13 protein-coding genes, 1 tRNA gene, 1 rRNA gene and 1 pseudogene are annotated in these 13,885 nt (G+C 53.4%); 3 read left to right on the top strand and 13 right to left on the bottom strand.

What is annotated here, in order from left to right; translation table 11 throughout:
• The first annotated feature begins 337 nt into the window (after positions 1–337).
• Positions 338–712 carry a hypothetical protein gene (locus tag AC50YL_RS31055; protein WP_494837175.1) on the top strand — a complete coding sequence of 125 codons (375 nt, stop codon included), beginning with the start codon at positions 338–340 and terminating at the stop codon, positions 710–712.
• 91 nt (positions 713–803) lie between these two features.
• Here AC50YL_RS31055 and AC50YL_RS31050 read toward each other — a convergent pair whose 3' ends face one another.
• Positions 804–1,847, bottom strand: a complete 1,044-nt coding sequence (locus AC50YL_RS31050) for an aldo/keto reductase (RefSeq protein WP_494837174.1) — start codon at positions 1,845–1,847, stop codon at positions 804–806.
• 159 nt (positions 1,848–2,006) lie between these two features.
• On the opposite strand from AC50YL_RS31050, the gene AC50YL_RS31045 reads away from it, so the two are divergent.
• Both AC50YL_RS31045 and AC50YL_RS31040 read left to right on the top strand, forming a co-directional pair.
• Positions 2,007–2,645, top strand: coding sequence for a TetR/AcrR family transcriptional regulator (locus AC50YL_RS31045; protein WP_494837173.1), 639 nt, complete (start codon positions 2,007–2,009; stop codon positions 2,643–2,645).
• 244 nt (positions 2,646–2,889) lie between these two features.
• A pseudogene (locus AC50YL_RS31040) lies at positions 2,890–3,537 on the top strand (FMN-dependent NADH-azoreductase).
• A gap of 221 nt (positions 3,538–3,758) precedes the next feature.
• Here AC50YL_RS31040 and AC50YL_RS31035 read toward each other — a convergent pair.
• From AC50YL_RS31035 to rrf, 12 genes are all read right to left on the bottom strand, one after another.
• Positions 3,759–4,793, bottom strand: coding sequence for a hypothetical protein (locus AC50YL_RS31035; protein ID WP_494837172.1), 1,035 nt, complete (start codon positions 4,791–4,793; stop codon positions 3,759–3,761).
• Between the two features lie 138 nt (positions 4,794–4,931).
• The gene (locus tag AC50YL_RS31030; RefSeq protein WP_494837171.1) at positions 4,932–5,087 is read right to left on the bottom strand and encodes a small acid-soluble spore protein P; all 156 of its coding nucleotides are present in this window, start codon (positions 5,085–5,087) and stop codon (positions 4,932–4,934) included.
• 26 nt (positions 5,088–5,113) lie between these two features.
• Entirely contained in the window at positions 5,114–5,290 is a 177-nt protein-coding gene (locus tag AC50YL_RS31025; protein WP_201755585.1) for a hypothetical protein, read from the bottom strand.
• A gap of 40 nt (positions 5,291–5,330) precedes the next feature.
• On the bottom strand, positions 5,331–5,678 hold the full coding sequence (locus AC50YL_RS31020) for a hypothetical protein (protein WP_494837170.1): 348 nt from the start codon (positions 5,676–5,678) through the stop codon (positions 5,331–5,333).
• A 130-nt stretch (positions 5,679–5,808) separates the two neighbouring features.
• A tRNA-Ser gene (locus AC50YL_RS31015) sits at positions 5,809–5,897 on the bottom strand.
• Between the two features lie 109 nt (positions 5,898–6,006).
• Entirely contained in the window at positions 6,007–7,287 is a 1,281-nt protein-coding gene (gene serS / locus AC50YL_RS31010; protein WP_494837169.1) for a serine--tRNA ligase, read from the bottom strand.
• Between the two features lie 147 nt (positions 7,288–7,434).
• Complete coding sequence (gene pdxT / locus AC50YL_RS31005; RefSeq protein ID WP_494837168.1) at positions 7,435–8,019, bottom strand: pyridoxal 5'-phosphate synthase glutaminase subunit PdxT; 585 nt, start codon at positions 8,017–8,019, stop codon at positions 7,435–7,437.
• Between the two features lie 23 nt (positions 8,020–8,042).
• On the bottom strand, positions 8,043–8,924 hold the full coding sequence (gene pdxS / locus AC50YL_RS31000; RefSeq protein ID WP_494837167.1) for a pyridoxal 5'-phosphate synthase lyase subunit PdxS: 882 nt from the start codon (positions 8,922–8,924) through the stop codon (positions 8,043–8,045).
• A gap of 200 nt (positions 8,925–9,124) precedes the next feature.
• Positions 9,125–10,414, bottom strand: coding sequence for a D-alanyl-D-alanine carboxypeptidase family protein (locus AC50YL_RS30995; protein WP_494837166.1), 1,290 nt, complete (start codon positions 10,412–10,414; stop codon positions 9,125–9,127).
• A 181-nt stretch (positions 10,415–10,595) separates the two neighbouring features.
• Positions 10,596–12,053 carry an IMP dehydrogenase gene (gene guaB / locus AC50YL_RS30990; RefSeq protein WP_494837164.1) on the bottom strand — a complete coding sequence of 486 codons (1,458 nt, stop codon included), beginning with the start codon at positions 12,051–12,053 and terminating at the stop codon, positions 10,596–10,598.
• Between the two features lie 135 nt (positions 12,054–12,188).
• Positions 12,189–13,457 carry a putative glycoside hydrolase gene (locus AC50YL_RS30985; RefSeq protein ID WP_494837163.1) on the bottom strand — a complete coding sequence of 423 codons (1,269 nt, stop codon included), beginning with the start codon at positions 13,455–13,457 and terminating at the stop codon, positions 12,189–12,191.
• Positions 13,458–13,613: 156 nt separating this feature from the next.
• Positions 13,614–13,730, bottom strand: a 5S ribosomal RNA gene (gene rrf, locus AC50YL_RS30980).
• Positions 13,731–13,885 lie beyond the last annotated feature (155 nt).

The raw sequence follows: 13,885 nt of genomic DNA, 5'->3' as shown, positions 1-13,885 counted from the left end.
TTATCTGATTATGAGGATTTCGCACTATTCATTTTTTCCGTCATTAATAAAGGTGCTCGACCGATACGTTTTTTAATGATTTTCGTTGAAAGAACTGCCTTTTAAAATGACGAATAACATCGCCAGAGCATGGCTCACAACTCGAACGGCAGGATATACTCGGGCGGCGAAAAAGCCGCAGCCCCCAGCCTCGCCCCAACGCGCAAAGTTTAATTCCTTTTATCACATCTCCCAATAAACTTTAGACTCTACGCCGATATACGGTAAACTTGTCCAATCAAGCACGATCAATATTTCATAGAATGGAGCATGTCTGACAAAGAGGAGATGAAATTCTATGCCTGCATATTCGACGGGTGTCGTAACCAACACCAGAGATTTCGGAACAGCCGCTTCAACCATCGTTTTGAATGTGAACAATATTGATGTTGCGGATACGACTGTGACAGTCAAAATCGTTGCTTCGGTCGACTCCGATATTTTTTATACCGCCTACGTTGACGGCTTTGTTGTGCCTGTAGGCGGCTATGAGGTTGTAACATTTATGATTGCCGGAAATGTTGCCTATGAAGTGCAAGTCTCAACCGATGCGGCAAGCCTCGGCCCTGCTGCTCTAGTGTCCGTCTATGGTCTGGATGAGTTTGGCAATCTTGTAGTTAGTCAAGGTTTTGCGCCGGAAGCATTGACAAGCATTCCTGCATTAACGCTTTAATTAAACAAAAAGACTGCCGATCCGGCAGTCTTTTTCTATGCTATAAAATGAATACTTCAAAATTATCGGAAGGATATCGAGGCAGATGTCCTCATTTGATCCGCGAGTCCTCTAACTGTTGTGCTCTCGACGAACTCCATGTCTCCAACATCCAACCGGGATACTCGGCAGGAAGTTTGCTCGCATCATTCAAAGACTGCAAATCCTCTTCTGTCAGACGAATCGTTGCAGCTCCGATATTTTCGTTAAGCTGTTCGATTCGTTTGGTGCCGATAATAACGCTTGTGACAGCGGACTGGTGCAAGAGCCAAGACAATGCCAATTGCGCGACCGTCGCTTGCTTTTGCTCCGCCATCACCTTCAATACGTCGATAATGTCATACGCCCGTTCCTTATGCACGGGCGGGAAGTCCAAGTCCGTGCGGCGGCTGCCATCAACGCTCGATTGCTCCCGACTATACTTACCGCTCAAGAAACCTCCCGCCAGCGGACTCCAAACCATAAGCCCCAAACCCTCGCTCTTGGCCATCGGGATGACCTCGCGCTCCAGATCCCTTCCAGCTAATGAGTAGTAGGCTTGAACCGATGCGAATTTTTCAAAATGGTGCAGATTAGATATTCCAATGGCCTTTTCAATTTGCCAGGCTGCCCAGTTTGAGATACCGATATAACGAACCAATCCTTGCCGGACAAGATCGTTCAAGGCGCTTAGCGATTCCTCGATCGGTGTCGCCGGATCGAAGCCGTGAAGCTGATACAGATCGATATATTCGAGCTGCAATCGTTGGAGGCTCGCTTTTGCGGCATCCATGATGTGGCCGCGCGAGGAACCCCGATGATTCGGGCCGGTTCCGACATCTCCAAACACTTTGGTAGCGACAACGACATCGTCTCTTTTGATCCCCATATTTTTCAACGCTTGACCCGTGATACGCTCCGATTCCCCGGAAGAATACGTATCGGCAGTGTCAATGAAATTGATTCCAGCCTCAAAGGCTCGCGCAAGCAGGGCGTCAGCTTCCGCCTGCCCGACCTGGCCCATCACGCGGAAAGCATCCGTTCCTCCGAATGTCATGGTGCCAAAAGCCAGTTCAGAAACGAAGAGACCTGTTGAGCCGAGTTTTTTATATCGCATGAGAATAGTACCTCCCTGATTAAGTGTAAGCTGCACCGGTGCGAATCAAATATAGCACGAGGAATATACGAAGTAAACAAAGTATTAAAAAAAGTTTACTTTGTTTCACTTTTCTATTTGCGCTATAATGACGGTAACTACTTTAGCAGGAGGCTTTTGATGGATCGCTCGGACAATACGAAGTACTTTGAATTGATACTTCCCCATATCCGCAGGCACGGCTTCGGTCACTTGAAGATCGATGAGATTCTCAAGTATTTGAACATAAGTAAAGCCACGTTTTATAAGCATTTTTCGTCGAGAGACGATTTGATTGAACAACTTGTAATCGATTATGCTTCACGAGTTGTTGATGTGGACCCGATCGTATTGGATGGAAAGGTCCCCTTTAGCCAACGCTTCCAACGTATATATGAACAATCTGTGCTTAGCGTTTTGATAATAACCGATGAATTTTTTTCCGACATTAAACAAAACCAGCCCGGACTACTTTCGCATATCACGGCTGCACAAACGAAGCGATGCGATCTCTTGCAGCAGTTTTACCGCGAAGGATTTGATAAAGGCATTTTCAATCCATTGAATCCCGTGGTGTTTTTTTTACAGGATGATCCCGTCCTTCGCCGATTAATGGACCCCTTCCTGCTTCATTATTACAACACAACGGTAAAACAACAATTTTTGGATTACTATGCCATAAAGCAAACGGGATTGTTTAAAGAGAATCATCTGAACGCGGCAGATGAGGAGATTATGGAGCGAAAAATTGCAGATATTCTCAAAAAGTCTTATTTCTAGGGAAGGTTTAGATTTTCGGGGAATTGTACTGCTTTCGGCACGCCTGAGGGGGCTCCGTATGAATCCTCCGGCTTCGAGCATAACTAAACGGTACATAATAATCCTGATCTCCCGCTGGCTCGCGTCAAATGGTTCGACTGCCAAAAAACTTTTTTGACAACCGTGCACAATCCAATTATATTAAAGTCAATATAAATCGACGATAACCAATGTCGACAATACACTTTCAGGAGTTGATCTTCATATGGAAAAACTGCTCGTCATCAACGCCCATCCGCTTGTAGACGGCGCTTCGTCGTACAGCCTGCAAGTCCGAGACCATTTTCTTGCTGCTTACCGGAAGCTGAATCCCAACGAAACGATCGAAGAAATCAACCTATACGCCGAAGAAGTCCCCCCAGTGGACGCGATCGTGCTCAGCGCCTGGGGAAAATTCGAGAGCGGCGAAGCGCTCGCAGACGAAGAACAACGCGTAACCGCCCGCATGGGGGAAATCCTGCAGCAGTTCAAGGGTGCCCGAAAATACGTAATTGTCATGCCGCTGCACAATTTTAATATTCCCTCCAAGCTCAAGGACTATATGGACAATGTCCTCATTGCGAAGGAGACGTTCAAATACACGGCGAACGGCTCGGTCGGCTTGCTGCAAGACGGTCGCAGCCTACTCGTGATCCAAGCAAGCTCCGGCATCTACACCAATGATGATTGATACACGCAGAACGAGTTTTCTCACCATTACTTGAAATCGATGTTTAATTTCCTCGGAATCGAGGATTACCAGATCATCCGCGTTCAAGGCACGGGGCGGCTGGAGAAAGAAGCGGTCCTTGCGAAAGCCAACCGGGAAGCCGAAGAGGCCGCAGAACGTCTGGCGAACGCGGTTCAAGCGTAAGAAGCTTCGCGTGACCGCGGATCTGAACGCTGCTTCCAGATGCGGCGATGAGTAGCCATCCTCAGCTACGCTTGGCATGCGATGCAGGCAATAGAATACAAAGAAGCGTCCACCATATACGGTGAGCGCTTCTTTTGTGTCCTATTCCAATGCCGCGCGTCGGCCAGTCTCGCGAACATCGCCAATCGCGATGCAGCCACTAGCCCAGCGCGTAAACGCTGCTACGGCACAAGCTGCCCCAATCGATCAACAGGTATGGCATCCTTCGGCAGCTCGTATTCGAATTTGACCGCTTTATTAATATCGCTCTGGATAAGGTTGAAATGGACGTCAAGCTTCATTCCTTTCGCTGCATCCGTCGATTCCGCCTGAATCGTGCCGGATTCGTACGTCAAGTAATCATCCGTAATGCCGCCGGTGATATCGAAAGCCTTGAGCATGACCGTCTCCTTCAGCTTCTCGGCCGTCAGCGCTTCTTTGGACGACTCCAGCTGCTCCTCCGACAAGCGCAGCGTCTTCCGATACGCCTCGTTCTTCAGCAGCAGCTCGATCACTTGCGGGACCGCCTTGCCCGCGATGGCCGTCAGCGCCTCGTCCGCATGCTGCGAATCGATATTCATCCGTATGTACCGGTCAGCCTTATAATCGTCCGGTACGCCTTTGACGTCCGCTGCCTTCGGTTCGCTGAAATACGTCTCCTCATCCAAACTGCCGAACAACGCCGCGGCGACATCTTGGGCAAGCTTCAACGTTTCCCCGTCTCCCGGCATGCTCGCAACGCCCTGTTCCTCCGCCAGCTTCTTGGCATCGATGACCGCGAATTGGCCAACGACTCCCCCCGATATCCCCAGCCCCGGAAACGCAGGCAGTTTAACATAAATCTTGTCCGCCGCCACGATAATCGGAATCGACAGCGTAATCTTCACATCGCCCGTGCCCAGCGTCGCGTCGAGCGTCAGTTCGGCATGCTGCGGGTCCTTCTGGACAACGCCATGCACCTGAATGACGGCCCCCTTCAACAGGGCCGGCAGCGCCGCCAAAAGCAGGGCGTCCTTGTTCGTCGCGCTGCCCGGCGTTTGCGGCAGCCGAACGTCGTTGATCGTGAACGTGCCTTTGTATGTGAACGTCTTCGCGTCATTCGTCTTCGCCATCGCGTCCAGCAGGGCTTCCTTGGGCGAATCGGACGAGCTGCAGCCCGCTGCCATCGTGATTCCTGCCATGAACAGCACCAGCGCGCCGCGTTTCCATGCTTTCATCCGGCATTTCCCCTCTCTTCTTGCCCACTTCCATTTTACCCCATCGGAAAAGGGTCTGAATAGCGGCAAAACGCGGCAAACAGCCCGCCGGCCGAATCCTTCGGCAGCAGCGGGCTGGGTAACGCGGATGAAGTGCGATTAGCCTTCCGGATTATGATGGCTGACGTGGTTTGCCTGCTTCGTCTTCTTGGAGCCGGACAACGGCTCCTGCGGCTGCGAAGCCTTCCGGGATCTGGACGATTGTCCGTCGCCCTCGTACGGGTTTTGAACGGGAACGCTCTTCGGCTTGCCCATTTGCATGCATCTCCTCTTAGCCTAGGTTAGCTGCGGGAATGGAACAGATCGGTCGGTTCGTCGTGATTGAGCTGATCCTGGTGGCGGCGGTCATTCGTATCCTGCTGAAGCTGCTGCGCTTGATGACTGTTGACCGGATTTCGGTCGAGGTCCTCAACCACGTTGCTTAGATTTTTATCGGCCTTGCCCTTTACTTTCGTCATGCATTCGCACGCTCCTGTCTGTGCTTGGCGTCAGCGCGGTTTACGCATGCGTCAGCTCATGAAGCGCTTGGGCGCATTCATGAATATGGCGCGTATAGTCTTCCACCAGCTGCTGGATCATTTCGGTACGTTCATCGATCGAGCGGCCGTCTTTTTCCACGTCGATCAGCGTCGTCCGGATTTCACGGCTGTCCACGTACGTCACCTTGAAATCAAGGCTGTACATCTGATGGCCTGCCGTATGGATCGTGATTCGCAGCGCCTTGGGATCGGCTTCGTCGGCCTGCACTTCGGCGCGATCCGCTTCTTGAATGGCGTCGGGCAAGGTGCGCTGCCACGCTGCGGTCAGTTCTTGCTGATCGATGGACAATTCATCGCGTTTGCTCATTTGACTCACCACCTCCATGCGGATAATATGCGGTTCCGGGGCCGATTTTATGCGACTTGCGCAGGCAGTAACAAATGCAAAAAAGCGCCCGGGCAATTAATTCGCCCTGAGCGCCGTTCGTTGGTATAGGTGGCGGAGAGAGTGGGATTCGAACCCACGTGGGCTTGCACCCTAACGGTTTTCAAGACCGCCCCGTTATGACCGCTTCGGTATCTCTCCATCCAAGCATGAACCTCGTTTTCCAAAAAGGTCACTGACGTATTGTACCACAGGCCAATTTACATTCGCAACTGCAATCTCAGCCTGCGGACCGGCGTCCCGCCGCGGTCTAACGATGGCCGATGACGTCCAGACCGCCCATGTAAGGACGCAGCACTTCCGGGACGATGACGCTGCCGTCCGCTTGCTGGAAGTTCTCCAGAATCGCCGCTACGGTGCGGCCGACGGCCAGACCCGAGCCGTTCAGCGTATGCACGAATTCCGGCTTGCTCTTCGGTTCCGGACGGAAACGAATATTCGCGCGGCGTGCTTGGAAATCCTCGAAATTCGAGCAGGAGGAGATTTCGCGGTACGAGCCTCCGCTTGGAATCCAGACCTCCAGGTCGTATGTCTTCGCCGACGTGAAGCCCATATCGCCCGTGCAGAGCGTCAGCACGCGGTAAGGCAGGCCAAGGAGCTGCAGCACTTTCTCGGCATTCGCGGTCAGCTTCTCCAGCTCCGCGTAAGAGTCCTCCGGCTTCACCAGCTTCACCAATTCGATCTTATTGAACTGATGCTGGCGGATCAAGCCGCGCGTATCGCGACCGGCGGAACCCGCCTCGGAGCGGAAGCAGGCGCTGTAGGCGACGAAGTTTTTCGGCAGCTCTTCCGCGGACAGAATTTCCTCCCGGTGCACGTTCGTGACCGGCACCTCTGCCGTCGGAATCAAGTAATATTCCGTATCCGCCACTTTGAACAAATCCTCTTCGAATTTCGGCAGCTGGCCGGTTCCGATCAGGCTGTCGCGATTGACGATATAAGGCGGCAGAATCTCCTCGTAGCCGTGTTGGTCGCTATGTAAGTCCATCATGAAGTTGATGAGCGCACGCTCCAGACGGGCGCCTAGACCGCGGTAGAACACGAAGCGCGAACCCGTGACCTTGGCCGCGCGTTCGAAGTCCAGAATGTTCAGCTCCTGGGCCAGCTCAAAGTGCGCCTTCGGCTCGAACGCGAACGTCGGCACTTCGCCGTGACGGCGGATTTCCACGTTGTCCTCCTCCGAAGCGCCGACGGGCACGCTTTCGTTCGGGACGTTCGGAATCGCAAGCATTAATTCGGCGATTTCCGCTTCGGCCAAGCGAATCTCTTCGTCCAAGGCTTTAATCCGGTCGCCGACCTCGCGCATTTCGACGATCAAGGTTTCCGCGTCGCCGCCGCTTTTTTTCAGCTTCGCCACTTCTTGGGAAACGGTATTGCGGCGGTTCTTCAACTGCTCCGTTTCCTGCAGCATATCGCGCCATTTGCCGTCCAGCGCCGGGAAGCTTGCGATCAGATCATGCGATTTTCCCCGATTCGCGAGCGCTTGCTCCACTTTGGCAAAATCATTCCGTAGCAGTTTTACGTCGAGCACGTGTGGTGATCCCCTCTCAGCATGTTATGGTCTACTTATCAGTGTTTCCAAAACGGCTTATACTCCAAACCGCCTGCCCTCCAATTAACACCAACCGGCAGGACCGCCATTACGGCAAAAAGACTGCGATCCCGCAGTCTTCAGCCCTTATTCTTTTGCGGCTGCCGCTTCCTTGGCCATGGCCAGGAAATACGCGTGCAGACGATAATCGTCCGTCAGCTCCGGATGATACGACGAAGCGAGCAGATGACCTTGCCTTGCCGTTACGATCTCGCCGTTGTACATCGAGAGAATCTCGACGTTCGGAGCGACTTCTTTGATGAGCGGCGCGCGAATGAACACCGCGCGAACCGGCTCGTCGATGCCTTTGATGTCCAGATCCGTCTCGAAGCTCTCGCGCTGACGGCCGAACGCATTTCGAGCCACGGTCATGTCCATCAGCTCCAGATGCGCCTCTTCCTGCCCTTCGATACGATTCGCCAATACGATCAAACCGGCACAGGTCCCGAATATCGGCTTGCCTTGTCCCGAAAAATCTCGAACCGCATCAATAAAGCCATACTTGCGCATCAACTTGCCGATCGTCGTGCTCTCGCCGCCCGGAATGATCAGGCCGTCCAATTCCTGAAGCTCTTCGGTGCGCTTCACGGCTATGCCTTCTCCGCCCGCGGCTTCAATGCTTCTTATATGTTCCGCAACGGCGCCTTGCAGCGCCAATACGCCAATCTTCATCGGTTAATCGCCTACTTTCGTTCTTACAAACCGCGGTCCTGCATACGCTCGGAAGGTGCCAGCTTCGAGATTTCAACGCCTTTCATCGGCGTACCCAGGTTTTTGGATACTTCCGCGATCAGCTTGTAATCCGTGTAGTGGGTCGTCGCTTCCACGATGGCGCGAGCGAAACGCTCCGGATATTCGGATTTGAAAATACCGGAGCCGACGAATACGCCGTCAGCGCCCAGGTGCATCATCAAAGCCGCATCGGATGGCGTTGCTACGCCGCCGGCTGCAAAGTTAACGACTGGCAGCTTGCCCGTCTCGTGTACGTCCAGGAGGAGGTCGTAAGGTACGCCGAGGTTTTTCGCTTCATGGTACAGCTCGTCCTTGGAAAGGTTTTGCACTTTACGGATTTGGCCCGTAATCAGGCGCATATGGCGAACAGCCTCAACGATGTTGCCTGTTCCCGGCTCGCCTTTGGTACGAAGCATTGCTGCGCCTTCTTGAATGCGACGGAGCGCTTCGCCAAGGTCTTTCGCGCCGCACACGAACGGAACCGTAAATTCGCGCTTGGAGATATGGAATACTTCGTCGGCCGGCGTCAGCACTTCGCTTTCGTCGATGTAGTCCGCGCCCAGCGCTTCCAGCACGCGGGCTTCCACGTAGTGGCCGATACGCGCTTTCGCCATTACCGGGATCGAGACGACTTTCATGACTTCCTCGAGAATCGTAGGGTCAGCCATGCGGGCCACGCCGCCGGCGGCGCGAATATCGGAAGGTACGCGCTCCAGAGCCATGACGGCCGTTGCGCCTGCCGCTTCCGCGATCTTTGCTTGCTCGGCATTCATGACGTCCATGATGACGCCGCCTTTTTGCATTTCAGCCATACCGCGTTTTACGCGCGAAGTTCCTGTTTCCATGTTCGTGAATCCTCCTAAAAGTTTTTGCGTTGCTTCCTGAAGATGCCTCTTGCGGGCAAAAACTCGCCCCGGAAGCGCAAGCTTAGTTTCTATATACTTCCCGTTATCCGGACTAGCTCTAACCACTAATTTTACAGCATGCGGGGATAATCGACAACCATCAATTCATGCGGCCGTAGGTGCTCTCCCCAACATCCTTTTTAGAACAAATCCATGATGCCTTTGAACAATCCGGAAATAAAGCCGCCCAGTCCGCGGAACATCAGACGCCACCAGCTCGCCTTCTTGACGTCTTCGGACGTGACCAAATTCACGGTTTTATCGATCGATTTGCCGGTATCGGGATCCTTGTACGCATAGGTTGCCGTTCCGACGACAGTCCCGCTCGCGATAGGCGCAACCAGCTCCGCATCGGATTTCAATTTCACGCTGCTCAGCGTGACGTTAGGCGTAGCATTCTTCTTCACCAAGAACGAGATGTCGGATGCCGTCATGATCGGCACTTCTTTCGACACGCCCTTCTTTATTTTGACCGTCTTATTGCTTTCTACAACCGATTTCGGCGCAACGACCGTCTTTTTCTCGAAATTATCGAAACCGTAGTCGAAGAGCTTCGCGGTTTGAACGAAACGCGCGGACTTCGAATTCGAATCCATGACGACCGAGATCAACCGCAGATCGCCGCGCTTGGCCGTTCCCGTAAAGCAGTAGCCCGCAGATCCGATGTAACCGGTTTTCATGCCGTCCACGCCGGGGTACGCATATTGTTTGAAGCTCGGAATGCTTTTGTTGGTTTCCAGCATCCAGTTCAAATTGACCATCGCCGTCTTGTCGCGCTCGCGGAACTTATAGCTTGGCGTTTTGGAGAAATCCAAAAATTCCGGGTGCTTCTTGATCAAGATGCTCGCGAATTTGGCCAAGTCGCTCGCGGAGATGACAGTGGTGTCGGCAAGTCCCGTTGCGCCGGTAAAATGGGCCGATTTCAACCCCAGCGCCTTCGCCGTTTCATTCATTTTTTGAACGAACCCTTGCTCGGTGCCGCCGATTCGGTCGGCAAGCGCGATGGTGGCATCGTTGGCGGATTGCACGGCCATGGCCATATATAAATCTTTTACCGAATGCTGATCGCCTTCGGCCAAGTAGATTTGAGAACCGTCCGGCGGAATGGAAGCCGCTTCTTTCGTTGCCGTTACCATGTCCGTCATTTTCAAGCGTCCGGCGGAAATTTCCTCCAGCACGATGTATTCCGTCATCAGTTTGGTCATGCTTGCCGGTGGGTGCGGCGTGTCGGCATCGACGGAATAAAGCACCTGCCCCGTATCGGCATCTATGAGAATCGCCGAGCGGACCTCTAATCCAAGCGGGTTCGGCGTTACTACGTACGTGTCGGCATGGGCGGCATGGGAGCCGAGGTTAGTCGTAAGCATCACGGCAATGACTGTCGCGCAAACGGTCGGTACAAAACGTACCCGTCCCTTCTTCCGTTTCAACGTCTTCTCTCCTCATCTATCATAAATTCACTCTAGTATTGTAACACAAAGCAGGCCGTTTAGATAAAAGAAAGACAGGAAAACGGCGAAGCTCGCCATCTTCCTGTCGCTTCCTTTCCTTATAAACGAATGCGGACGGGCAAAAGTTACTGCTTCCGTCGCTGATGGACAAAAACCCCGATTACAGTGAATAATTCGGTGCTTCCTTTGTAATCTGCACGTCATGAGGGTGGCTTTCGCGCAAGCCGGCGTTCGTGATGCGAACGAACTGCGTGTCGTTCTTCAAGGCATCGATGTCCTGCGCGCCGCAGTACCCCATGCCGGAACGAAGACCGCCGATCAATTGATGAACCGTATCCGCGAGCGGACCTTTGTACGCGACCCGGCCTTCGATGCCTTCCGGAACGAGCTTGTTCTCGTTCTCTTGGAAGTAACGGTCCTTGCTGCCTTCCTTCATGGCGCCGAGCGAACCCATGCCGCGGTATACCTTGAAGCGGCGGCCCTGGTAGATCTCCGATTCGCCGGGGCTCTCTTCCGTACCGGCAAACAAGCTGCCGATCATGATGGCGCTCGCGCCTGCAGCAATCGCTTTGGTCACGTCGCCGGAGTACTTGATGCCGCCGTCCGCGATGATCGGGATACTGTATTCGCGCGCCACCGAAGCGCAGTCGTAGATCGCCGTGATTTGAGGAACGCCGATACCCGCGATGATGCGGGTCGTGCAAATGGAACCCGGCCCCATGCCCACTTTAATGACGGACGCGCCGGCTTCAATCAATTCCTTCGTGCCTTCCGCGGTTGCGACGTTGCCTGCCACTAGCGTCAGATTCGGGTATTTATCGCGAAGCAGCCGCACCATCTCGATGACGTTCTTTTGATGACCGTGCGCCGTATCGATGACGAGAAGGTCTACGCCTGCTTGCACGAGCGCCTCCGCGCGTTCGGGCGTATCCTTGGCGATGCCGACCGCCGCGCCGCACAGCAGCCGTCCCTGCGGATCCTTTGCCGCATTCGGGAATTGGATCGCTTTCTCGATATCTTTGATCGTAATGAGTCCTTTAAGCGTATTGGAGTCGTCAACCAGTGGCAGCTTCTCGATTTTATGCTTTTGCAGCACGCCTTCCGCTTCTTGAAGCGTCGTGCCTACGGGCGCCGTGACGAGATTGTCCTTCGTCATGACTTCGCTGATTTTCATGGAGTAGTCATGGATGAAGCGCAGATCGCGGTTCGTGATGATGCCTACGAGTTTCTGGTTGCCGTCCACGACCGGTACGCCGGAGATTCGGTATTTTCCCATGAGCTCTTCCGCATCATATACATGGTGATCGGCCGTCAGCGAGAAAGGATTCGTGATCACGCCGCTTTCCGAACGTTTCACGCGATCCACTTCTTCCGCTTGCTGCGCGATAGACATATTTTTATGAATAATGCCGATTCCGCCTTCGCGTGCCATGGCGATCGCCAGCTTCGCTTCGGTTACGGTATCCATACCGGCGCTGATCAGCGGGATGTTCAGTTTCACGGTAGGGCTGAGCGAGACGGATACATCGACTTCCCTTGGCAAAATGTCCGATTTTCTCGGGACGAGCAGTACGTCATCGAAGGTAAGGCCCTCTTTGGCGAATTTAGTTTCCCACACAGAAATGTTCCTCCTCAAACGTTTGCGTGCCTTGTTCGAGCTAAATGATATGAACGGGTTCGCGCATATTATTGAAATAGTAGCAGAGGGGTTTTAGGCTGTCAAGATTGCTTGCGACCTGCTCCGTAGTCGTGCTTACGAATGATAATCGTACTTGCAGTTCGAACTCCACAGCAGAAATTCGCGAATGCCCAAATCCCGCGCGGCTTGCACTTGCTTGTTCACCTGCTCCGCTCCGTAAGTTTGATGGGGATGCACCCATCTTGCGGTAAAACTTTGCAGCCATGGCCGAATTGCGGCCGTCGAGGAGTTTCCGCTGCGCATCACCGCATTCCGGTGCTGAGCATCCGTCAGCGCATGGCGAATAATGGCATACGGACTCAGATCAGGCTGTTTCACGCCGTACATGCCCGTCGAATAATGAGAGGGATACGTCATCGGCGATATGACGTCGACCGCGCCCGATACCCCCCGCCAAGACTGCCCAATGCCCATGTCGTTCGTGGATGAAGTCACGAGTCCGAACACATCCGCGGATACCCGCGCTCCCTTTGCATGAATAGGTCCCCGGGCTTCCCGCAAGAAAGACGAGATGATCTGCGGCTTGGATCTTCCCTCCGTATTATGGTAGCTGACTTCCCGATCTACCTTACTCCCATTGTCGGGAAACCGCACATAGTCGAACTGTACTTCATCGAATCCGATCGCAGCCGCCTCTTCCGCGATCGCCGTATTATACGTCCGAACCTGTTGTTGAAAAGGATCCAGCCATGCTTTGCCTTGCGCGTCTCGCCAAACGCCGCCACCGCGCCTCTGAAGGGCCATAGCCGGATGCTTTTTCGCATACAGCGGATCTTTAAACGTCACGATTCGGCCGATCACATAGATGTTCTTCGCCTTTAATTTATGTAGCAAACCCTTGATATCCGAAATGGCCACATGACGATCTGCGCCGATAGCCTTCACGTCCGGCAGCGAAGAATGATAGGTAAGCTGCCCGTAATCGTTCTTGACGTCAATAACCATGGCATTCAGGTCGGTCTTATCAACCAGTTGAATCAAACGATCGAGCCGATGCTTGCTGCCAGCCACCCAACCGGATACATAAATCCCCCGAACAGGCAGCTGCCCAGACACGGCAGTGGCTTGAACATGCTGTCGGCTTGTTCCCTCTGTGCTGGTTGATCCGCTTGAACCGCTGGTTAAGCGGAATTTCGTAACGGTTGATGGACGATGATTCATTCGAGGAGCGTGCATCTTTAGCGGTGACGATGCTTTTGCTGGCTCAGCCGGCAATGGCGGCAAATTGATTTCTTTCATATGCTCTTGCCCGCCGCAGCCCGCATTTCCTAAGATTATGGCCACACACAACATCATGACCCGAGCACATTTCATCATCGTCATGCTCAACTCCCATCAATAAACATTACCTGTAGTATGTTCTCTCGATTGGTTAGAGTTGTGAAGGAGTTCTCCCCAACATTGGATGAATTAGACAGGAAAATGGCAACAGAAAGTGACAACAAAAAACCGACTGCAGATCTGCAGTCGGTTCATCGTGCTTGGCAACGTCCTACTCTCCCAGGACCCTGCGGTCCAAGTACCATCGGCGCTGGAGGGCTTAACGGTCGTGTTCGGGATGGGTACGCGTGGTTCCCCTCCGCCATCGCCACCAAACGGGCGTCTTCCTCTTCGGAATGCGCGGGTCTTGCTGCTCAGAGCTTCCACCCTGAAAACTGGATACGAACCTTTGCGAAGGTCTCTTGCTTAGCTGCATGCCGAATGTGCTTGGATAAGCCCTCGACCGATTAGTATTCGTCAGCTCCACACGT

It is taken from the genome of Paenibacillus sp. J22P277 (assembly GCF_059383675.1).
This window is presented reverse-complemented; position numbering and strand designations above follow the sequence as displayed.

Coding starts and splice junctions, on each gene's coding strand:
- pdxT (WP_494837168.1), bottom strand. CDS start 8,019: ATGAAGATTGGCGTATTGGCGCTGCAAGGCGCCGTTGCGGAACATATA.
- AC50YL_RS31045 (WP_494837173.1), top strand. CDS start 2,007: ATGGATCGCTCGGACAATACGAAGTACTTTGAATTGATACTTCCCCAT.
- AC50YL_RS30985 (WP_494837163.1), bottom strand. CDS start 13,457: ATGACGATGATGAAATGTGCTCGGGTCATGATGTTGTGTGTGGCCATA.
- AC50YL_RS31025 (WP_201755585.1), bottom strand. CDS start 5,290: ATGACGAAAGTAAAGGGCAAGGCCGATAAAAATCTAAGCAACGTGGTT.
- AC50YL_RS31035 (WP_494837172.1), bottom strand. CDS start 4,793: ATGAAAGCATGGAAACGCGGCGCGCTGGTGCTGTTCATGGCAGGAATC.
- AC50YL_RS31055 (WP_494837175.1), top strand. CDS start 338: ATGCCTGCATATTCGACGGGTGTCGTAACCAACACCAGAGATTTCGGA.
- AC50YL_RS31050 (WP_494837174.1), bottom strand. CDS start 1,847: ATGCGATATAAAAAACTCGGCTCAACAGGTCTCTTCGTTTCTGAACTG.
- AC50YL_RS31020 (WP_494837170.1), bottom strand. CDS start 5,678: ATGAGCAAACGCGATGAATTGTCCATCGATCAGCAAGAACTGACCGCA.
- pdxS (WP_494837167.1), bottom strand. CDS start 8,924: ATGGAAACAGGAACTTCGCGCGTAAAACGCGGTATGGCTGAAATGCAA.
- AC50YL_RS31030 (WP_494837171.1), bottom strand. CDS start 5,087: ATGGGCAAGCCGAAGAGCGTTCCCGTTCAAAACCCGTACGAGGGCGAC.